Below are 20,474 nucleotides of genomic sequence, written 5' to 3' on the forward strand. Positions count from 1 at the left end.
TAACCTGTCAGATCTGACAGGTTTGAAGGGTTTTGGTAGATCAAATAGTTGTAGCTACACAGCTTTTAATGCCGTTGGCATTATTCGCAAGCAAAAAAAAGCCGGCTCGTCCATACAGACGAGCCGGCCGCATTGGCAAACTGAAGCGCTTACTGCACTTCCACCGCCAGGCTTTCACTGATCTTCTGCTGCCAGATCGCAGGGCCTGTGATGTGTACCGACTCACCCTTGCTGTCCACCGCAACGGTGACCGGCATGTCTTTCACGTCGAACTCGTAGATCGCTTCCATCCCCAGTTCGGCGAATGCCACCACGCGGGATTTCTTGATCGCTTGCGCCACCAGGTAAGCCGCGCCGCCGACTGCCATCAGGTAAACGGCTTTGTGGTCCTTGATCGCTTCGATTGCGGTCGGGCCGCGCTCGGATTTGCCGATCATGCCCAGCAGGCCGGTTTGCTCGAGGATCTGACGGGTGAACTTGTCCATCCGCGTGGCGGTAGTCGGGCCAGCCGGGCCAACCACTTCTTCGCGCACCGGATCAACCGGGCCGACGTAGTAGATGAAGCGACCTTTCAGGTCCACCGGCAGGGTTTCACCCTTGTTCAGCATCTCGACCATGCGCTTGTGCGCGGCGTCGCGGCCGGTGAGCATCTTGCCGTTGAGCAGGACGGTTTCGCCCGGCTTCCAGCTCTGCACTTCTTCCGGCGTCAGGGTGTCGAGGTTGACGCGACGGGCCGACGGGCCGGCTTCCCAGACGATTTCCGGGTAGGCGTCCAACGGTGGCGCTTCCAGCGAGGCCGGGCCGGAACCGTCGAGCACGAAGTGCGCGTGACGGGTGGCGGCGCAGTTCGGGATCATGCACACCGGCAGGGACGCGGCGTGGGTCGGGTAATCCATGATCTTCACGTCGAGCACGGTGGTCAAACCGCCCAGGCCCTGGGCACCGATGCCCAGTTGGTTGACCTTCTCGAACAGCTCCAGGCGCATCTCTTCGATACGATTCTGCGGGCCGCGTGCTTTCAGCTCGTGAATGTCGATGGATTCCATCAACACTTCCTTGGCCATCACGGCGGCTTTCTCGGCGGTGCCGCCGATGCCGATGCCGAGCATGCCTGGTGGGCACCAGCCGGCGCCCATTTCCGGAACGGTTTTCAAAACCCAGTCGACGATCGAGTCGGACGGGTTGAGCATGGCCATTTTCGACTTGTTCTCGGAACCGCCGCCCTTGGCCGCCACATCCACTTCCACGGTGTTACCCGGAACGATGGAGTAGTGGATAACGGCCGGGGTGTTGTCCTTGGTGTTTTTACGAGCGCCCGCCGGGTCGGCGAGGATCGAGGCACGCAGGACGTTTTCCGGCAGGTTGTAAGCCCGGCGCACGCCTTCGTTGATCATGTCGTCCAGGCCCATGGTGGCGCCATCCCAACGAACGTCCATGCCCACGCGCACGAACACGGTGACGATACCGGTGTCCTGGCAGATCGGGCGGTGGCCGGTGGCGCACATGCGCGAGTTGATCAGAATCTGCGCCATGGAATCGCGGGCTGCCGGCGATTCTTCACGCAGGTAGGCCTCGTGCATCGCCTGGATGAAATCCACGGGGTGGTAGTAGGAAATGAATTGCAGGGCGTCGGCAACGCTCTGAATCAGGTCGTCTTGCTTGATCACGGTCATGAGTCGCGCTCCTCTAAAAGACGGGAACATTCAATAAGGTGCCTGCGGCTTGGGTGCATCGGTCGGTCGCAGACACCTTTCAAGGCACGCCGGGCATGCTGGCGCGACGCTAAAAAGGCGCGGCAGTATACCGCGCATCAAAGGCGGGTACATCCGTTGACAGTCAAACGTTGGTCGCATACCGCCCACACATGGATAGAAGGGCTTTTGTGGCGAGGAAGCTTGTCGGATCGCCGCACCGTCCCGTTCGGCTGCGAAGCAGTCGTAAACCCTGCAATCGCGATCTATCGAAAGAATGCAGGGGGCCGCTGCGCAGCCCAGCGGGAGCAAGCTCCCTCGCCACAGGTTGTCCGGAACCCAAGTCATGGGTTTGACGCCAGAATTTCGCCCTAAAAATTGAATGGTCATTTATCAGACTCGCCACTAAAGTGGCATCCGGCCTGTAGAGTAGGACACTCGATCAGCCTCCTTTCGCACGGTGAATCAACGATTGACCCATAACGCCATCCAGCGGCTTTTGCTCAAACGCTTTGCCCTTGCGGCCGGCACTTATGCCCTGGCCTTGCTGCTGGTGTGGCTGGCGTTTTTCACCGGCCATTACGACGACTCCCTTGCCGGCATGGTGATCGGCAGCGTGTTGACGGTGTTCAGCCAGGTCGTGTTGTTCGCGGTGTTTTACAGCGGCACGAACCTGCGCTGTTCCGACCCCAGCCTGACCGAAGTGCAAATACTGCTGGGGCTGGGTTGGCAATCCTGGCTGATCGCCCATCTGGACGAGGCGCGCGGTGCGTTTCTGGTGTTTTACCTGCTGATCCTGTTGTTCGGGCTGTTTCATCTGTCGCGTATTGCTTTTGTGCGTTGCGCGTTGCTGGTGTTTTTCAGTTTCAGCGCCATCACGTTATGGGAGCTTTACCACTTCAAGCTGCACGACCCGACGCAGGCCCTGTTGCAGGTGTGCGTGCTGTTTGTGGTACTCGGCTGGCTGGTGCTCTATGCCCGTTACGTCCAGGTGTCGCGCCAGCGTATGCGGCAGCGGCGGTTCGCCTTGCAGGCGCATCAAGACACCCTGCGCGGGATGATGCGCCAGCTCGAAGGCCTGGTGGCGACCGACGAACTCACCGGGCTGTTCAACCGCCGGCATTTCCTGCGCCTGGCCTCCCGCGAGCTGAACGCCATGGAAGTCGGTGTGGTGCATGGCCTGGCGCTGATCGACCTCGACCACTTCAAACGCATCAACGATGTTCATGGCCACGCTGCCGGCGATCAGGTGCTGCAAGCGTTCGCCGGAGTGGCCACGGCCTGCCTGCGCGATGGCGATATTCTGGCCCGTTATGGCGGTGAAGAATTCGTGGTGCTGTTGCCCGATTGCGATGCCGAGCGCCTGACGGCCTGTTGCGAGCGCTTGCGCATAGCCTTCATGGATGTCGAATTGGTCGGCCTGGAGATCGCCCACCTCAGCCTGTCGGCGGGCATGACCTTGTTGGAACTTGGCGATGATCTGGATCACGCCTTGCATTGCGCCGATCAGGCGCTGTACCGCGCCAAGCGTGACGGCCGTAACCGTTGCGCGGCCGCCTGGGAGAATGTCGATGCCTGAGTTACGGGTCGGCGAACGCCAATGGGCAGTGGAGGCGGGCAGTAACCTGCTCGATGCCCTCAATCAAAACGGCGTGCCGGTACCCTATAGCTGCCGCGCCGGCAGTTGCCACGCGTGCCTGGTCAAATGTGTCGAGGGCCTGCCCAGCGACAGCCGTCCCGATGCCTTGAGCAATGAACAGCGCCAACAGGGCTGGCGGTTGGCCTGTCAGTGCCAGGTGGTTGACGATCTGCAAGTCGAAACCTTTGACCCGCTGCGCGATGGTCTTGCCGCGCAAGTGGTCGCCAGCGATTGGCTGAGCGCCAGCGTGTTGCGCTTGCGCCTGAGCAGCGAGCGCCCGTTGCGCTATCAGGCGGGGCAGCATCTGGTGTTGTGGGCGGGGCAGGTGGCGCGGCCGTATTCCCTGGCCAGCCTGCCGGAAGAAGACCGCTTTCTGGAGTTCCACCTCGATTGCCGTCAACCGGGGGAGTTCAGTGACGCGGCGCGTCGCTTGAAAATCGGCGATCCGATCCGCCTCGGCGAGTTGCGCGGCGGGGCGCTGCATTACGATCCGGACTGGCACACCCGCCCGCTGTGGTTGCTGGCGGCCGGCACCGGTCTGGGGCCGTTGTTCGGCATCTTGCGCGAAGCCTTGCGTCAGCATCACCAGGGCGCCATCCGTGTCATTCACCTGGCCCATGATGTCAGTGAGCATTATCTGGCCAAACCCCTGCAAGCCATGGCCGAGGGCCGTGAAAACCTTAATGTCGAGCTGTGGACGGCGGCTGAGTTGCCCGTGGCTTTGGCGCAACTGCGCCTTGTTTCCCGGCAAACCCTGGCCTTAGTCTGCGGAGCACCCGACAGCGTCGACGCCTTTGCCCGGCGCCTGTACCTGGCGGGTTTGCCGCGCAATCAACTGCTGGCGGATGTCTTTGTACCCCATGGTTGAGTGCTGATTTTTGTGGCGAGGGAGCTTGCTCCCGCTGGGCTGCGTAGCGGCCCCAAAAGTTTGTGAGCGCTGCGCACTCAAGCGGGAGCAAGCTCCCTCGCCACAGTTGATCCTCTCAGATCAGGACACGCCATGCCCGACGCCATCCAGTTTGAACGTGAGCGCGGTTTACTGACCCTGCGCCTCAACCGCCCCGAAAAGAAAAACGCCCTGACCCGCGCCATGTACAGCCAGCTGGCGGAGGGGTTACGACTTGCCGACAGCGATCCCGAGGAAGCGCCGGACCGGGAACAGCTGCGCCAGGTCATAGAAGAAGAGGGCGCGTTGTTCACCCAGCGGTTGCGCTCGCCGGAAGCGATGGCGGCGTTGTCAGCGTTTATCAGCAAACACTAACCGATCGTTCCCACGCTCTGCGTGGGAATGCCTCAACGGACGCTCCGCGTTCGGTTTTTGGGACGCAGAGCGTCCCGGGCTGCATTCCCACGCAGAGCGTGGGAACGATCACCACAGACAGAAAAAAGCCCCGCCATTCACATGGCGGGGCTTTTGTTTTTCCGAGGCGATTCGAATGGTCGACGAGTCGATAAGCATCTACAACAGCAAACGTCCGCACCTATCGTTGAAATGCAAAACGCCCGATGCGGTGCATCGGGCGTTTTGAGGGTGAAACAGGTGTAAACCTATTTCAGGACTAGACACGGGGACTCAGATCACTCCTGAGCCGCCGTCTCCTTCGCTTGACGCTTCACGATGGCATCCACCAATCGCTGCGCCAACGCCGGGTAGTTCTCGTCGAAGTGATGGCCGCCAGGCAGTTTCATCGCTTCGCCCACGGCGGTCTTGTCGGTGCAGCCGCTCTCGTCGACTTCTTCCTCGCCGTAGATGCACACCACTTTCGCCGGCGGCAGCTTGGCCATTTCCGGGCCGGTGGCGGCTTCTTTGCCGGCGTTGCCGAGCCAGCCTTCGACTTCGATCTCGAAGCTGCCGGTGCGGGCGAAGGCCAGCAGGATGATTGCGTCGACCCGCTGCTGTTCGGCTTCCGGCAGACGGTTGTAGATGGCTGGCAGAACGTCGGCGCCGAATGAGTAGCCGGTCAGGATGAAGCGCTTGGTGCCCCATTTCTGCCGGTAGTGTTGCATCAGTTCGGTCAGGTCCAGGGCGCTTTGTTCCGGGCTCTTGTGCTGCCAGTAGTAGCGAAGGGTGTCGATGCCGACCACCGGGTAGCCGATCTTGGCCATCTCGCCGGCCACGTCGCGGTCCAGGTCGCGCCAGCCGCCGTCGCCGGAGAGGAACAGGGTCACGGTGTCCTTGGCCTGGCCGGCCGGCACTTCGACCACCGGGATCTGCAGGCCTCCGGCGGCTTTATCGCCACCGACGAGGGTTTTGCGCAGTTCGTTGTTCAGCACTTGCGGCAGGTTGATGTCGTAGTCGCTGATGCTGGTTTCGGCGTTGGGCTGGTCACGCACGAAGCCGGCGCTGGTGTCGTCCGGGTTGTCGTTCCAGGCCACCAGCCAGTGACCGTGGGCGGCGCTTTTTGGCAGCAGGTGCGTGCAACCGGGTTTTTCCAGGGCCAGGTCAACCGAAATGGCCTGGGCCTTGTCGTTCTTCTGCTCGGCCAGCCAGCGCCACGCCAGCACGGCGCCAGGGCCGATGCCGCTGACCAGGGTTGCCGGGCCTTTGAGTTCTCTGAGACCTGCTTGCAGGGCGCGACTTTGCAGGATGCAGTCCTTGGGCAGGATCACCTGGACGATCTGCGCCGAGCCGCTGCGGCTCAGGGTCATCAATTGTTTGTCGCTGAGCTTCTGTTCTTCATTGACCGCCACCAGCACCTGCGCGCGCGGCGTGGTGCCGGGGATGACGCGGGTCATCACGGCGCCATCGGCCGGCGTTAGCAGTTCAAGGGTCGGTTCGGGCGCCGGGCGTTTGAGGTACCAGTAACCGCCACCGACAATCAGGGCCAGCACTACCAGTGTGGCCAGTACGTACCGCAGGGAGCGTTGAATCATCAGCGTTTCACCAATCCAGTCAAGCCGCCCGCAATCAGGGCGGCAGTGTCGGCCAGGGCCACCAGCGGATCGAGTCCGGCGGGCACGGCCATATAACGGGGTTCCCAGTCAGGCTGGAACTTGTCTTTGAAGCGGCGCAAACCTTGGAAGTTGTACAGCTGCTCACCACGGCGGAACACCATCGAGCCCAGGCGCTGGGTCAGTGGTGCGCCACGCCGGGGTTGCAACCCCGACAACGGCACCATGCCCAGGCTGAAGCGCGCGTATCCATGATTTTTATAATGTTGAATCAGGCCGACCATCATGAATTCCATGGTCAGCTTAGGGGCGTCGGGGTGCGCGCGCATCAGGTCGAGGCTGGCCAGTTCATGGCCGTAGGTCTCGAGCAGGTTGGCGAACGCCACCGGGCGCCCTTCGAAACGAATCACCGCGACACGGAAGTGCTTGAGGTAGTCATCGCTGAAACGCCCGAGCGAGAAGCCTTTCTCGCGCACATTCTTGCCGGTCAGCCAGGCATCGGAAATCACCTTGAGCTCGTCCATCGGCGCTTGCCCTGGCTCATGGATCTCCAGCGACAGCCCGTCACGGGTGCCACGGTTCCAGGTGTAGCGCAGGTCCTTCATCTCTTTGCCTTTGGCTTCGAGATCGAAACGCTTGAGGTCGACCCGGGCTTCTTCGCCGAGCTTGATCGCGGTCAGGCCGATGTCCATGTAGTACGGCAGGTTCTCGGCACGCACTTGATAAAACACAGGGCGGGCGTGATGGATATCGCACAGGTCACGGAACTGCCAGATCATCTCCGCCCGCTGCTGGGTCGGGCCAATCGGGTCATACAAGGCTACCAGGCTGCGGCCACGGCGGGCGTACATCAGGAACGCCTCGTCGTTGGGGTGAAACAGCAGCGCCTTGTCACCGGTCAGGGCCAGGCCGCCATCCGGTTGGGACGATGCCATGAGGATCTTTGCCGCCCGCTCCAGTTCATCGGAGGTTGGCAGGTGGATCACCGGACGCGCGGTGCGCAGCAGCCAGGTCAGGGACACCACCACCAGCAGGACCGCGGCACCGAGCAACGAGCGCAAGCCTCGCGGGGCATCGGCGTCGAGGGTGAACTGCCACCAGAGTTGATGGCTGTACGGAACGTCCTGATAGGCGAACAGCAGCAACCAGATCGATGCGCCGAGTACGCAAAGACTCGACACCAGATACAGCGGCGAAAACGGCAGCTCGGTCAGGCGGCTGGGACGGTAGAACGAACGCCGGAAAACCCCCAGCAAACTTGCCGTCAGGGTCATCAGGCTGGCTTCTTCCCAGTCGAAGCCTTTGAGCAGAGAGAGCACGGCGCCGACCAACAACAGAATGGTGGTCAGCATCCACGCGGCCGACAGGCGGCGACGCAAGCCCTGAGCCAGCAGCAGGCAGAGCACGCCCACCAGGCTGGCGCCGAAGTGCGAGGCGTCGACCAGTCGATGGGGGATCAGAAAACCGATGTGTTCAAGACGGGTATCGATCTCCGGTGTCACGCCGGAGAACAGCAGCACCACGCCGGACAGGAACACCAGCACCGCCAGAATCGGTGCGGCCAGGCCTGAGGCGGCGCGTAGTGTCTGGCGTGTCTGAAACAGGCGCTGGCCTTCGTTGATCAGCAGCAGTATGCAAGCCACCAGCAGCGGCAAGATCACGTAGATCAGGCGGTAGAGCAGCAGGGCGGCAGCCAGTGGCGCGGCACCGAGCTTATCGGCGAAGGCCGCCAGCAAAATCGCTTCGAACACCCCGACACCGCCGGGTACATGGCTGAGCACGCCGGCAGCCAGGGCCAATAGATAGACCAGCAGGAACGCACCGAAAGGTGGCGCTTCGGGCAGTAACAGATAGAGCACTGTCGCGGCGGCGGCCACGTCCAGGGCGGTGATGACCAGTTGCAGGAAGGTCAGACGGCGGCCCGGCAGGCGCAAGGTGCGGCGGCCGACCTTGACCAGCAGGTTGTCCGGGTAAGGCTGTTCCGGCAAGCGACGGCGGTAGATACCGATGGCCAGTACCGAGGTGAGCAGCAGCACGGCCACTGCAATCGCACCCAGCAACGTCTCGGAGAAACCCAGGGCCAGCGAGGCGGCTGGCAGGTTGCTGAGGGTGGCGAGGGCGGCCAGGGGCGGGAGGGCGCAGCCGAGCGAGAGGCTGGCAAACAGCGTCATGTGCGCGACTTCCGAAGCCCCCACGCCATGCCGTGCATATAGACGGTAGCGAACCGAGCCCCCCGACAGCAGCGACAGGCCGATGGCATTGCCGATGGCGAAAGCAGTGAAGCCCCCTAGCGCCACGACTCGCGGCGCCAGTGTCACGCCGGCATAACGGCTGGCCGACCATTCGTAACCCAGCAGAATGATGAAGCCGACGACGGTCGCGCCTAACGCTCCCAGCAAGGCCGGTCTCGGCACATCCAGGATCGAGTCATGCAGCGCATACAGATCGAGTTCGCTCAGCAGGTGACGACAGGCAATCAGCGCGATGGCGAACAACAGCAACGTGACCGCCAGACCGATGGGTTGACGGTATTTGCTGATTCGATCCAGCAAGCGCAGACGCTCGGCTTTGATCGGTTGTGTCGCTGTGACGGTGTCTTGTGGATCAGACGAGTTGGCGCGCATCAATCACCTCTTGGATTGTGCGCGACAGGATGGGGGTATCCAGCCAAGTTACCAATCCCTGTAGAAAAAAATAATCACAAATATTAACGCGTCTCACCGGGTATCGGCGATGGCGCATCACCAGTCGTCGAGGGTTTTCCTTGCGGTTCAGCCTAGGTCTGAACTCACAGTCTGGCGACCCTGAACGGCTCACTGCACAGTGACAGATCATTGTTGCGAAAGGACTTTTTCAACAGATACAAAAAAGGCCACTCTTTCGAGTAGCCTTTTTTGATGTTTGGTTGCGGGAGCCGGATTTGAACCGACGACCTTCGGGTTATGAGCCCGACGAGCTACCAGACTGCTCCATCCCGCGTCTGTGTGGCGGCATTCTACAGGCGAATGCCGGAGTGTCAACCGTTAATCCAAGTATGGGTCAAATAAACCAGAATCAGCGCTGAACGGTCGCCGAGGAACGCTAAGTTTCGGAATCAGAAGGATTTCTAGTTTCTGCTCGGTAAAACATGAAATGCTGATTTTTTATAAAACAGGCGCGCACAAAAAAGGCCACTCTTTCGAGTAGCCTTTTTCGATGTTTGGTTGCGGGAGCCGGATTTGAACCGACGACCTTCGGGTTATGAGCCCGACGAGCTACCAGACTGCTCCATCCCGCGTCTGTGTGTCGGCATTCTACAGAGGATCGCCGGGCTGTCAACCTTCAATCTCGGTAAAATCTGTTCCTGTTCAATCGCTTAGGTGAAAACAGGGGGCGTGGATCGGGCTGAAACGCAGGCAGGGCAAGGCTTTTGGCTCTATCGGTAGGTGGCTTTCGATTGAGAAAATAAATTCCTCCGGTACTTTTCCTACCGCTTGAAAAGAAGATTCAGACTACTGGTGCTATATACAGGTGTCAGTGAGATACTGCCGCTACGACACGCCGATACTTCATTTCTTCGCCATGAACACCGCTTTTATATGACGCAGCGAAAAATCATCCACGTCGATTGTGACTGCTTCTATGCCGCCATCGAGATGCGTGACGACCCGCGCCTGGCCGGTAGGCCCTTGGCGGTGGGCGGCTCGGCGGATCGGCGTGGGGTGATTGCTACCTGTAACTATGAAGCGCGGGCGTATGGCGTGCGCTCGGCCATGTCTTCCGGACATGCCTTGAAACTGTGTCCGGACCTGACCATCGTCAAGCCGCGCATGGAGGCTTATAGAGAAGCGTCGAAGGAAATTCATACGATCTTTCGCGATTACACCGACCTGATCGAGCCACTTTCCCTGGACGAGGCTTACCTCGACGTGTCGGAGAGTGCGCATTTTGGCGGCAGCGCCACGCGAATCGCCCAGGACATTCGTCGCCGGGTGTCCAATCAGTTGCACATCACCGTGTCGGCCGGCGTGGCGCCGAACAAGTTTCTTGCCAAGATCGCCAGCGACTGGAAGAAGCCCAATGGCTTGTTCGTGATCACGCCCGATCAGGTGGACGACTTTGTCAGCGGCTTGCCGGTGAGCAAGTTGCACGGCGTTGGCAAAGTGACCGCCGACAAGCTGGGCAAGCTCGGCATCGTCGATTGCCTGCAATTACGCGAGTGGAGCAAATTGGCGCTGGTGCGCGAATTCGGCAGCTTCGGCGAGCGACTCTGGAGCCTGGCCCGTGGAATCGATGAGCGGTTGGTGCACAACGACAGTCGTCGGCAGTCGATCAGCGTTGAAAACACCTACGACGTGGACCTGCCGGATCTGGTGAGTTGTCTGGATAAATTGCCCGAGCTGCTGGAGTCCCTGAATGGCCGAATGGCGCGGATCGACAGCAGCTATCGCCCGGGCAAACCGTTCGTCAAAGTGAAATTCCACGATTTTACCCAGACTACGTTGGAGCAGGCCGGGGCAGGGCGGGATCTGGGGAGTTATCAGCTGTTGCTGACCCAGGCCTTCAATCGCGGCGGGAAACCGGTGCGGTTGTTGGGGATTGGGGTGAGGCTGGAGGATTTGCGGGGCGGGTTCGAGCAGTTGGAGTTGTTTGAGCGGTGAGATTTTAAAGTCAAAAGATCGCAGCCTTCGGCAGCTCCTGCAGGGTGTACTCCATCCAATGTAGGAGCCGCCGAAGGCTGCGATCTTTTAATAGGCCTTAATTCGGCCCCGGATCCGCCACCAGTCGCCCGGCATCCTTGGTCAGTGACTTGAGGAACTCAGCCTGCAACTCGGGATCGTTGCGGGTCAGTTCGATCAGGCTCTGTTCCAGTTCGCTGGCTTCTTCTTCCAGACCCAGTTCCGACAGACGTTTGACCCGGTGCACCCACTGGCTCACTTCGTCGTCTTCGAGGTCGTCGTAAATCAGCCCATGGGCTTCGAGCAGCTTGCCGCGCAAGTTGTTGCTGATCGCCAGGGACGAGTCGGTGTGCACATCGTCCTTGTTGTCCTCGACACTGATCTGCAGCTTGCCCAGATGATTGAGGTCATGTTCGGCGAACGGGCTGTCCAGCAGGTTCAGGCGCAACACACCGTTGCGGTCGGTGCTCAGCTCGAATGTATTCTTGCCGGCCTTGACCTGCACCGGACGCTCGCTCCAGGGCAGGCTCGAGTATTCCGTGCGCTTGTCACGCTGTACTTCGTCGATGCCCGCCAGGTTCTGCTGCGCGCGACCGTGAGACTGCACGTTCATGAACGGGTTGAGCCCGGCAAAACCATAGCTGAGCCAATCCTTCGTCACGCTGTCCGGCAGATTACCGAGGGCGAACACGTTGACCACGTTCGCACCGACGCCGGCCACTACGGCCACCGCCCCCAGCGGGATCTCATAGATCTCCCTCCAGGGTTGGTAAGGCGTGTAGCGGTCATAGTGGCGTGTGACTTCGAACTCGGTGACTTCGAAGGTCTTCTGCTCGTGGATTTTCACCCGGCGTTGCGGCAGCTCCAGCACTTTGGGCTCGCCGACATCGATCTGCAGGCTGTGATCGAGCAACTTACGCTCGACCCGCTCTTCGTGCTCGCTGCGTTGTGACATGTGATTGGCACAGCCGCTGACCAGCAGGGTGCCGCACAGGGCGGCACCACCGAGGCCTAAGGTGTTTCGCTTGAACATGACGTCTCTATCTGGTGTCAGCGGCGGATACGGGCCTGGAGGAAAGACAGCACGTCAGCAACCGGCAGCGCTTGCGCCTCGGCTTCGGTACGGCTCTTGTATTCCAGATTGCCGTCGGCGAGGCCGCGGTCACTGACCACGATCCGGTGTGGAATGCCGATCAGCTCCATGTCCGCGAACTTGATGCCCGGGCTGGTTTTCTTGTCGCGGTCGTCCAGCAGCACGTCGAAGCCGGCGGCAGTCAGTTCTGCGTAGAGCTTGTCGGTGGCTTCGCGAACCTGTTCGGTTTCGTAGCGCAGCGGTACCAGAGCAATCTGGAACGGGGCCAGAGCGTCGCTCCAGATGATCCCGTTCTCGTCGTTGTTCTGTTCGATGGCGGCAGCTACTACGCGGGATACACCAATGCCGTAGCAGCCCATTTCCAGGGTGACCGGTTTGCCGTTCTCGCCCAGCACTTCGCACTTCATCGCTTTGCTGTACTTGTTGCCCAGCTGGAAGATATGCCCGACTTCGATGCCGCGCTTGATTTCCAGAGTGCCTTTGCCGTCAGGGCTTGGGTCGCCGGAGACAACGTTGCGCAGGTCGGCAACGGTCGGAACCGGCAGATCGCGCTCCCAGTTCACGCCAAAGTAGTGCTTGTCGTCGATGTTGGCACCGATGCCGAAGTCGCTCATCAGCGCGACGGAACGGTCGATGATGATTGGCAGCGGCAGGTTCAGCGGGCCAAGAGAGCCGGCGCCGGCGCCAATGGCGTCGCGCAGTTCGGCTTCGGAAGCCATGACCAGCGGGCTGGCAACGCCAGGCTGGTTGGCGGCCTTGATTTCGTTCAGCTCGTGGTCGCCACGGATGATCAGGGCAATCAGCTTGCCTTTCTCTTCAGCGTGCACCACCAGGGTCTTGATGGTTTTTTCGATCGGCAGGTTGAAGCTTTCGACCAGTTGCGCAATGGTCTTGGCGTTCGGCGTGTCGACCAGACGCAGCTCTTCGGCAGGCAGTGGACGAGAGGTTTCCCGCGGTACGGCTTCGGCTTTCTCGATGTTCGCGGCGTAGTCGGAACCGTTGCTGAAGACGATGTCGTCTTCGCCGGACTCGGCCAGTACGTGGAACTCGTGGGAACCGGCGCCACCGATGGAGCCGTTGTCGGCTTCAACCGGACGGAATTTCAGGCCCAGGCGGGTGAACACGTTGCAGTACGCCTGGTGCATGCGGTCGTAGGTGACCTGCAGCGATGCCTGGTCGGCATGGAACGAGTAGGCGTCCTTCATGATGAATTCGCGGCCACGCATCAAACCGAAGCGTGGGCGGATTTCGTCACGGAATTTGGTCTGGATCTGATACAGGTTGATCGGCAGCTGTTTGTAGCTGCTCAACTCGTTGCGCATCAGGTCGGTGATGACCTCTTCGTGAGTCGGGCCGGCGCAGAAGTCGCGACCGTGGCGATCCTTGAAGCGCAGCAATTCAGGGCCGTATTCTTCCCAGCGACCCGATTCCTGCCACAGCTCAGCCGGTTGAGTGCTCGGCATCAACACTTCGAGAGAACCGGCGGCGTTCATTTCTTCACGCACGATGGCTTCGACCTTGCGCATCACTCGCAAGCCCATCGGCAGCCAGGTGTACAGGCCCGAGGCGAGTTTGCGGATCATGCCGGCGCGCAGCATCAGCTGATGGCTGATGACGACCGCGTCGGAAGGCGTTTCTTTCTGTGTGGCGAGCAAAAATTGACTGGTGCGCATGGTTGGCCGTTGTCGGTTGCTGATAACGAGAAGTAATGGGGCATTGTACGGGCGAGATCTGCTGGCGTACAGGCGTGCGGCCGGCTGTGTGGCTGGAGGGCGAGAATCTGCTCGCCCTCTGCGACCTGTATCAAAGAGGCTGCGATTCTTCCGTGACCGGAGTCTGAGCCGGTTCAGGCGTCGGGGTCGGACCGGCACGGCGGTTTTCCTGGAACCAGTGCAGGGCGATCAACAGCAGCGTCGGAACGCCCAGCAGGGCAGTGATCAGGAAGAAGTTGTGGTAGCCGAATTTTTCCACCATGACCCCTGAATAGCCGCCGATCAGGCGAGGCAACAAGAGCATGATCGAGCTGAGCAGGGCGTACTGGGTCGCGGAGAATTTGAGGTTGGTCAGGCTCGACAGGTAAGCGACGAACGCCGAAGTCGCCAGGCCCGAGCTGAAGTTGTCCAGGGAAATGGTGACGATCAGCATCTGCAGATTGGCGCCCATGTCCGTGAGCATCAGGAACAGCAGGTTAGTGGCCGCCGATGCGGCACCGCCGATGAACAGAATGGGCAGAATGCCGAAGCGCACGATCAGCAAGCCGCCCATGCCGGCGCCGACCAATGTCATGATCAGGCCGAAAATCTTGCTGACACTGGCAATCTGATCCTTGGTGAACCCTTGGTCGATGTAGAACACGTTGGCCATCACGCCCATGACCGTATCGGACATCCGGTAGGTGGCGATCAGCCCAAGCAGCAGCAGGGCTTGCCAGCGGTAACGCAGAATGAAGTCGTTGACCGGCGTCAGCACCGGCGCCAGGCCACGGCGGCCCATGGCCGACAAGCACAGGGCGGTGAGCGTGGTATAGAGGATTGCCCGCAGGAATGCGCGGTCTTCGAGCAACAGGTCGAGCAGGCTGACACCGTTGAATAGCACGCTGGCGAAGTCGGTGTTGTAGAACTGGGTGAACATGGCCGGTACGGACACCAGCAGTACGATCAGCACGAACACTGACGCCAGTTGGTGCACGAAGCTGTAGCGTCCGGCCTGAAGCTGAGTGCGCAGTGGCACCGGCGGTTCGCGCATGAAGAGGGAGGTCAGCAGCGCCGGGATCATCAAGATGCCGAACAGCAGATAGGTGCCAGTCCACGCCGCATGCTTGTAGTTGAAACCGGTGGAGCCGAAGCCTTCGGCAAAAAACAGCGCGCCCGCCGTTGCCAGCAGGGCCGCGACCCGATAACCGGCCATGTAGCTGGCCGCCAGTGCAGCCTGGCGGGTATCGTCGACGATTTCCAGGCGATAGGCGTCGATGGCAATGTCTTGCGTTGCCGAAGCAAAGGCGACTACCACAGCGATGGCGATCAGCCAGGACAGGTGTTTTTGCGGGTCGCAGAAACCCATGCCGATCAGGCCGAGGATTACCAGTGCCTGGGCCAGCACCAGCCAGGAGCGTCGTCGGCCAAGCTTGCCGAGCAGGGGGAGGCGCCACTGGTCGAGCAGCGGGGACCAGACCCATTTAAAGGCGTAGGCCAGGCCGATCAGGCTTGCATAGCCGATGGTTTCGCGGGCAACACCGGCCTCGCGCAGCCAGACTGAAAGCGTCGAAAACACCAGCATGTAGGGCAGGCCGGCGGCGAAACCAAGCAGCAACAGCACGAGCGTCGAGGGGCTGGCATAGGCGGCGAGCGCGGCGCGCCAGGTTTTACGGGGCATGGGCTGGAGTCTGCCTCAAGAATTACGGAAACAAAGCGCGCACTCTAACCGCTGTGCTCTACCGGGCGCCAGCCATGGCGCTGAATATCAACACGATTGTTCAGAACGCTGATGCCTTCCATGCGCAATCGGGCCCGCTGTTCATCCCCCGAAGGGCTGCCTGCGGGCAGGCTGATCCGACCACCGGCACCCAGCACACGATGCCAGGGCAATTTAGTGTCACCGGGCAGTTGACTCAATGTTCGCCCGACCCAGCGGGCGGCGCGACCCAGTCCCGCCAGCTCGGCGAGCTGGCCGTAACTCACGACTTTGCCCTCGGGCACTTGTGCCAGGGTCAGGTAGAGCGCCGTGCGTCGGATTTGCGCTGCGCTTTCGGTTTCAGTGGTTGAGTCGGTCACGTCCGGGTTCCTGAAAAAAATACGCATTGACCGTCTGTAGAGTAAATCCTGGATTGTCAGTTGAGAAATGAACTCAATAGAAATAGCCGGGTCAGTCCTTGCCAGGGCCTTATTTCCAAGAATAATGCCGATTTTTTTTTCGCAAAGTTGAGCTTTTGATTCGCTTATGTTGCCCAGAACCTTGCTGTGCCTCGCTGTCGTCAGTGCCTCCACTCCTTTGCTCGCCGATACGGTCTGGTTGAAGAACGGTGACAAGCTGAGCGGCAAGATTACGCTCTTCGATGGCGGCAAGCTGTTGATCCAGACCCCGTATGCCGGTGCGGTTCCGATTGACTGGAAAGAGGTCAAAACCCTGGAAAGCGATCAGCAAATGTTGGTCAAACAGGATGCTTACACTGGCGAGAAGGCCAAGTCGCTGCATGCGGCGGAGGACGGCAAGGTCACCCTGGCCAACGGCGATGGCCCCAAGACTGTGGAGTTGGCCAGTATTCAGCAGATGCTCAAGCCCAAGCCAGTGGTCGAGGATTTGGTGTGGAAGGGTAATGTCGACATGGCCCTGGATTATCGGCGGGCCGAAAAAGATACCGATGATTATGATGTCGGCTTCAAAACCAGTGCGCGCCATGGTCGGTGGCGTCATACGGCGGAAGGTGAGTACAACCGCGAGTTCCAGGATGACGTGGTCACCACTGATAACTGGCGTGCCGAGTATTCTCTCGACCGGTTCCTTACCGATAACTGGTTCTGGCAAGGTCGTTTGAATTACAAGCGCGACAAGGTCGAAGAGCTGTCCCGGCAACGCACCGTTGGTACCGGCCCCGGTTATCAATTCTGGGATAATGAGCTGGGCGCCTTCTCCTTGGGCTCCCTCCTGAACAACACGGATTACGAGTATTCCAATGGCAGCAAGGAAAACTTCTATTCCTTGGCGATGAAGTGGGACTACAACCGTTATCTGGTTGGCAAGAAGGTTGAGTTCTTCACCAGCGGTGAAGTGGGCAAGCCTTTGTCGGATGTGGCGGATTACGCCCTCGACGCCGAGGTCGGCCTGCGCTACAAGGTCACCGATTGGGCGTCGCTGAACCTGAAGGCCGAAAGAGACATCATCAGCGGCAGTGAGAAGGCTGACCTGAGCAAGACCCGATACACCGCAGGGTTTGGCGTGGCCTGGTAACACGCTGGAAGATCAAAAGATCGCAGCCTTCGGCAACTCTGCACTTGTGGGTGCCGCCGAAGGCTGCGATTTTTTGTTGCCACACAAAACATACAGGCACAAAAAAGCCCCGCTTTTAAGGGCGGGGCCTTTTACTAAAGCAAGTACAAGTTAGATAACTTGAACTTCTTCAGCTTGCATGCCTTTCTGACCGCGGGTAGCGATGAAAGAAACCTGTTGGCCTTCTTTCAGGCTTTTGAAGCCGTCGGATTGGATAGCTTTGAAGTGAACGAACAGGTCGTCACCGGATTGTGGGGTGATGAAGCCGAAGCCTTTTTCATCGTTGAACCACTTAACGGTACCGGTTTGGCGATTAGACATGGTGTAACTCCTTGAACAAAGATAACTGCGACTCAGGAAGAACCCTGGCCGAGACTGAGTGCAAAGAGCAGGAAAAATTCTTGTAGATGGTTGGATCGAAATTCAACATATCGTGTAGAGATTCTCAGTGACACAAGCAGCACAGTGGCGCCACCTTAACCCTTTTTCCGGAACGTGCCAATGGTTCTTGCGAAGGTTTCTCTTTTTTAATGACTGACGGTTCATAACATGGGGGTGAGGCCCCGGAATTCATGGGGGGTCGGCGAGAATTGTCTCCCGGACTTTGAACCCGGAGCGCCTGCCCGGTAAGATGCCGGACAGAATTTTTCCACCTCGCTATTCAGGACACCCGCCATGAGCATCAAATCGGACAAGTGGATTCGCCGCATGGCGCAAGAGCACGGCATGATCGAGCCCTTCGTGGAACGTCAGATGCGCGGCAGTGACGACAGTCGTGTGATCTCCTACGGTGTGTCGAGCTACGGGTACGATGTGCGTTGCACCAATCATTTCAAGGTGTTCACCAACATTAATTCGGCCATCGTCGATCCGAAAAACTTCGACGCTGGCAGCTTCGTCGACATCCACAGCGACGTGTGCATCATCCCGCCAAACTCCTTCGCCCTGGCCAGTACCGTCGAATACTTCCGCATTCCGCGCAATGTATTGACCATCTGTCTGGGCAAGAGCACCTACGCCCGCTGCGGCATCATCGTCAACGTGACCCCGCTCGAGCCCGAGTGGGAAGGCCATGTGACCCTGGAGTTCTCGAACACCACCAACCTGCCGGCGAAGATCTACGCCAACGAAGGCGTGGCGCAGATGCTGTTCCTCGAGTCCGACGAGGAATGTGAAGTGTCCTACAAGGACCGTGGTGGCAAGTATCAGGGCCAGCGTGGCGTGACCCTGCCGCGTACCTGAGTCAACCGTCTGACAAACCGTTGGAATTCCTGGGCGGGCGTACACTCTATGGGGTGTACTGCTCCGATTCGCGCAAGGCGGATCGGGCCATCGCTCAGGAGTGCTTCATGAAGATCGATCCGCGAATAAGTGCCGAACTGGCAAGGCTCGAGCCCAATCAGGTTGGTGTGCTGGCCTGGTCCTTGTTGGCGCATCCGCCAGTCAGCATGGCAGGGGGCATCCCCCATCAGCCTGATCCCGACACCCCCAATGAAGATCCGACAGAACCCGGAGAGCCCACCCTGCCGGATGAGCCACCTCCCGCGCCTGTGGTCTGATACCCGCTTTTGTGGGAGCGAGCATCGCTCGCTCCCACGGGAAGGTGGCGTTTTACTTGAGGTTGCCGCTCAAGAACTGTTTCAACCGCTCACTCTTCGGATTGCCCAGCACGTCTTCCGGCGCGCCTTCTTCTTCCACCAGCCCCTGATGCAGGAACAGCACCTGGCTGGACACTTTGCGGGCGAAGCTCATTTCATGGGTGACCATGATCATGGTCCGGCCTTCCTCGGCCAGGCCCTGAATTACCTTGAGCACTTCGCCCACCAGTTCCGGGTCGAGTGCTGAGGTTGGTTCGTCGAACAGCATGACTTCAGGTTCCATGGCCAGCGCACGGGCAATGGCTACCCGTTGTTGCTGACCGCCCGACAGGAACGCCGGGTACTGATCCGCCACACGGGGCGCCAGGCCAACCTTGTCGAGGTAACGTCGGGCACGGTCCTCGGCTTCTGCCTTGCTGCAACCGAGCACCCGCCGCGGAGCCATGGTGATGTTTTCCAGCACCGTCATGTGGCTCCACAGGTTGAAGTGCTGGAACACCATGGCCAGGCGGGTGCGGATCCGTTGCAGCTCATCGGGGTCGGCCACATGGATGCCGTGACGGTCCTTGGCCATGCGGATGTTCTGGCCGTCCATGCTCATGGTGCCGTCGTTGGGTTGCTCTAGAAAGTTGATGCAGCGCAAAAAGGTGCTTTTGCCCGAGCCGCTGGCGCCGATCAGGCTGATAACGTCGCCGGTTTTGGCCTTGAGCGAAACGCCTTTGAGCACCTGATGATCGCCATAGCTTTTATGCAGGCCTTCGATGGTCAGTTTGTACATGGGGCATGCATCCTCAAGGCGAAAGTAGATAGCCGCTGCGATAGGCTTCGGTGCCCGCGACGTGGGCGATTACCATGCCGGCAGTGGCCATGCGCCGCAGCGAACGGGCGTACATCAGCCCGGCGACGGTGCAATGAACAGGGGTGACGCGATCATTGATCGGGTCGATGACTTCGGCGATCAGTTGCCCGGCCTCCAGGTATTCCCCGGGCAGGACTGTAAACACCAGCAGTCCGCCCACGGGTGTCGCGACCGGTTCGACGCCGGCCAGCGGCGTGGCCGGGTAGGGCAGTTCCGGTAAGGGCGCCGGCTCACCGGCAATCGCGCCGAAGTGAATCAGATAATCGATCAGCGCTTGGCAATCGAGGCTGGCCAACGGGTGATTAACGTCGCCCTGACCGCGCAATTCGACGGTGACCGAAAAGCTGCCCAGCGGAATATCGAAATGCTCGCCGAAGCGTTCTTTCAACTGCCACCAGAGCAGGGTGAAGCATTCATCGAATGACTGGCCGCCAGAGTCGGTGGCCAACAGGCTGGCTTCGGCACCGATGTAACGCGCCAGCGGCTCGACCTGAGGCCAGGCCTCGGGCGTGGTGTAGAGGTGCGCGACGGCTTCGAAATCGCAATGCAGGTCCAGCACCATGTCCGCATCGCAAGCCAGTCGTTGCAGGGTCAGGCGTTGGGATTGCAGTTGCGTGCTGGCGGTATGGCGCGCCAATACGTCGCGCAGGCTGCTGCGGATCAGTTCGAGGTTGCGTTGTGGATCGTCGCCCAGCAGGCCTTCGATCTCGTTGCCGACTTCTTCACTCAAGTCGACGAACCAGCGATTGAAGTTTTGCCCGCTTTCCAGCTCGTAGCGGCCCAATGGAACGTCCATCAACACTTGTTCCAGGCCAACCGGGTTGGCCACGGGTACCAGCACGATTTCGCTGCGCAGCCGGCCGGCGGCTTCCAGCTCCGCCAGACGCTGTTTGAGGTGCCAGGCCACCAGCATGCCGGGCAGTTCATCGGCATGCAGGGAGGACTGGATGTAGATCTTGCCTTTGGCCGCCTGGGGGCCGAAGTGAAAGCTGTGGATCTGTCGCACGGTCCCCGGCAGTGGGGCCAGCAGGTCATGAATCTGGTGGCGCATGTACGAATTG

The 20,474-nt window shown here is 60.1% G+C and carries 16 protein-coding genes, 2 tRNA genes and 1 pseudogene; 7 read left to right on the forward strand and 12 right to left on the reverse strand.

Annotated elements, in window-relative coordinates:
* Positions 1–149 precede the first annotated feature (149 nt).
* Positions 150–1,673: a fumarate hydratase gene (locus tag PSH69_RS05860; RefSeq protein ID WP_305411348.1), complete on the reverse strand. Its 1,524-nt coding sequence runs from the start codon at positions 1,671–1,673 to the stop codon at positions 150–152.
* A 490-nt stretch (positions 1,674–2,163) separates the two neighbouring features.
* Here PSH69_RS05860 and PSH69_RS05865 point away from each other — a divergent pair, with 490 nt between their 5' ends.
* The 3 genes and pseudogenes from PSH69_RS05865 to PSH69_RS30215 form a co-directional block, all read left to right on the forward strand.
* On the forward strand, positions 2,164–3,270 hold the full coding sequence (locus PSH69_RS05865) for a GGDEF domain-containing protein (protein WP_305411349.1): 1,107 nt from the start codon (positions 2,164–2,166) through the stop codon (positions 3,268–3,270).
* Positions 3,263–4,198 (forward strand): iron-sulfur-binding ferredoxin reductase, encoded by a 936-nt coding sequence (locus PSH69_RS05870; protein WP_305411351.1) that lies wholly within the window; start codon positions 3,263–3,265, stop codon positions 4,196–4,198. Before PSH69_RS05865 ends, PSH69_RS05870 begins: the two co-directional genes overlap by 8 nt.
* Positions 4,199–4,330: 132 nt before the next feature.
* Positions 4,331–4,471: pseudogene (locus PSH69_RS30215) on the forward strand (enoyl-CoA hydratase); the annotation flags it as partial.
* A gap of 437 nt (positions 4,472–4,908) precedes the next feature.
* Here the strand turns inward: PSH69_RS30215 and PSH69_RS05880 are convergent.
* From PSH69_RS05880 to PSH69_RS05895, 4 genes are all read right to left on the reverse strand, one after another.
* Entirely contained in the window at positions 4,909–6,204 is a 1,296-nt protein-coding gene (locus PSH69_RS05880; protein ID WP_305411353.1) for a virulence factor family protein, read from the reverse strand.
* Positions 6,204–8,846, reverse strand: a complete 2,643-nt coding sequence (gene mprF, locus PSH69_RS05885) for a bifunctional lysylphosphatidylglycerol flippase/synthetase MprF (protein ID WP_305411354.1) — start codon at positions 8,844–8,846, stop codon at positions 6,204–6,206. The genes PSH69_RS05880 and mprF overlap by 1 nt, the downstream gene beginning before the upstream one ends.
* A 278-nt stretch (positions 8,847–9,124) precedes the next feature.
* Positions 9,125–9,201, reverse strand: a tRNA-Met gene (locus tag PSH69_RS05890).
* A 221-nt stretch (positions 9,202–9,422) separates the two neighbouring features.
* Positions 9,423–9,499, reverse strand: a tRNA-Met gene (locus PSH69_RS05895).
* Positions 9,500–9,800: 301 nt separating this feature from the next.
* On the opposite strand from PSH69_RS05895, the gene dinB reads away from it, so the two are divergent.
* Complete coding sequence (dinB, locus tag PSH69_RS05900; protein WP_305411355.1) at positions 9,801–10,862, forward strand: DNA polymerase IV; 1,062 nt, start codon at positions 9,801–9,803, stop codon at positions 10,860–10,862.
* 97 nt (positions 10,863–10,959) lie between these two features.
* Here dinB and PSH69_RS05905 read toward each other — a convergent pair whose 3' ends face one another.
* The 4 genes from PSH69_RS05905 to PSH69_RS05920 all read right to left on the reverse strand — a co-directional run bounded on the left by PSH69_RS05905 (position 10,960) and on the right by PSH69_RS05920 (position 15,770).
* Positions 10,960–11,913: a hypothetical protein gene (locus tag PSH69_RS05905; RefSeq protein WP_305411356.1), complete on the reverse strand. Its 954-nt coding sequence runs from the start codon at positions 11,911–11,913 to the stop codon at positions 10,960–10,962.
* A gap of 17 nt (positions 11,914–11,930) precedes the next feature.
* Complete coding sequence (locus PSH69_RS05910) at positions 11,931–13,646, reverse strand: proline--tRNA ligase (protein ID WP_305411357.1); 1,716 nt, start codon at positions 13,644–13,646, stop codon at positions 11,931–11,933.
* Positions 13,647–13,776: 130 nt separating this feature from the next.
* On the reverse strand, positions 13,777–15,345 hold the full coding sequence (locus PSH69_RS05915) for an AmpG family muropeptide MFS transporter (RefSeq protein ID WP_096479615.1): 1,569 nt from the start codon (positions 15,343–15,345) through the stop codon (positions 13,777–13,779).
* A 44-nt stretch (positions 15,346–15,389) separates the two neighbouring features.
* On the reverse strand, positions 15,390–15,770 hold the full coding sequence (locus PSH69_RS05920) for an MGMT family protein (RefSeq protein WP_305411358.1): 381 nt from the start codon (positions 15,768–15,770) through the stop codon (positions 15,390–15,392).
* A 139-nt stretch (positions 15,771–15,909) separates the two neighbouring features.
* On the opposite strand from PSH69_RS05920, the gene PSH69_RS05925 reads away from it, so the two are divergent.
* The gene (locus tag PSH69_RS05925; protein WP_305411360.1) at positions 15,910–16,917 is read left to right on the forward strand and encodes a DUF481 domain-containing protein; all 1,008 of its coding nucleotides are present in this window, start codon (positions 15,910–15,912) and stop codon (positions 16,915–16,917) included.
* A 150-nt stretch (positions 16,918–17,067) separates the two neighbouring features.
* On the opposite strand, the gene PSH69_RS05930 is transcribed toward PSH69_RS05925, so the two are convergent.
* A complete protein-coding gene (locus PSH69_RS05930; protein ID WP_002554837.1) occupies positions 17,068–17,277 on the reverse strand; it encodes a cold-shock protein in 210 nt (69 codons plus the stop codon).
* Positions 17,278–17,631: 354 nt separating this feature from the next.
* Between PSH69_RS05930 and dcd the strand changes: the two genes are divergently transcribed.
* Both dcd and PSH69_RS05940 read left to right on the forward strand, forming a co-directional pair.
* Positions 17,632–18,198, forward strand: a complete 567-nt coding sequence (gene dcd / locus PSH69_RS05935) for a dCTP deaminase (protein ID WP_007940589.1) — start codon at positions 17,632–17,634, stop codon at positions 18,196–18,198.
* A 107-nt stretch (positions 18,199–18,305) separates the two neighbouring features.
* Positions 18,306–18,515, forward strand: a complete 210-nt coding sequence (locus PSH69_RS05940; protein ID WP_019580966.1) for a hypothetical protein — start codon at positions 18,306–18,308, stop codon at positions 18,513–18,515.
* Positions 18,516–18,567: 52 nt separating this feature from the next.
* On the opposite strand, the gene PSH69_RS05945 is transcribed toward PSH69_RS05940, so the two are convergent.
* Complete coding sequence (locus PSH69_RS05945; RefSeq protein ID WP_007940591.1) at positions 18,568–19,332, reverse strand: ABC transporter ATP-binding protein; 765 nt, start codon at positions 19,330–19,332, stop codon at positions 18,568–18,570.
* 13 nt (positions 19,333–19,345) lie between these two features.
* On the reverse strand, positions 19,346–20,464 hold the full coding sequence (locus PSH69_RS05950; protein ID WP_305411361.1) for a succinylglutamate desuccinylase/aspartoacylase family protein: 1,119 nt from the start codon (positions 20,462–20,464) through the stop codon (positions 19,346–19,348).
* Positions 20,465–20,474: the final 10 nt, after the last annotated feature.

Source organism: Pseudomonas sp. FP1740 (assembly GCF_030687165.1).
Lineage (GTDB): Bacteria > Pseudomonadota > Gammaproteobacteria > Pseudomonadales > Pseudomonadaceae > Aquipseudomonas.